The following is a 528-nucleotide window of genomic DNA, read 5'->3' as shown; positions in this document are numbered from 1 at the left end:
CTTAGTGGATTGTCTTTTTATTTTTTCCATTGTAATCTGAAAATTTTTTAGAAGTTATATATAAACTTTTATCTTCCCCCAACTTATATAAGTGAAAGGGGGTGAAAAGGATGGCAGTGAATTCAGTTAGGTTAACATCAGCTTTAGTGATGAAGGTTAAAACTGGAGTTGATGGAAAGGGAAATGACATTTTTAAGAGCATTACCTTTAAAAGGGTAAAACCAGGAGCAGTAAAGGAAGATGTATTTGCAGTGGCACAGGGGATAGCATCAATACTTGCTGTTCCAGTAAGTTCAGTTCAAAGACAGGATTTAGATGAGCTTATAAATGAATAATGAATTTAAATTTAGGTAGGAAGGTGGTGAGAATATGGCAAAGAGTCTTCAGATGGTTTTTCAGAACCAGGCAGGGAAGAATGTGTCAATAAATGTTCCAGAGGTTAAGGAGAACTTAACAGAGGTAGAAGTTAGGTCATTGATGGAGCTTATAATTTCAAAAAACATCTTTGACACAACAGGAGGAAGTCTT

2 protein-coding genes are annotated in these 528 nt (G+C 35.2%); both read left to right on the top strand.

Annotated elements, in window-relative coordinates; all coding sequences use genetic code 11:
* Positions 1-110 precede the first annotated feature (110 nt).
* Complete coding sequence (locus tag Q428_RS14300) at positions 111-335, top strand: DUF1659 domain-containing protein (protein ID WP_035382158.1); 225 nt, start codon at positions 111-113, stop codon at positions 333-335.
* Between the two features lie 34 nt (positions 336-369).
* Positions 370-528: DUF2922 domain-containing protein (locus Q428_RS15080; protein ID WP_084478428.1), on the top strand; the 159-nt coding region annotated here is incomplete at its 3' end.

Source organism: Fervidicella metallireducens AeB, from assembly GCF_000601455.1.
GTDB lineage: Bacteria > Bacillota > Clostridia > Clostridiales > Caloramatoraceae > Fervidicella > Fervidicella metallireducens.
The sequence above is the reverse complement of the archived record's forward strand: the minus strand, read 5'-3'. Positions and strand labels throughout refer to the sequence as shown.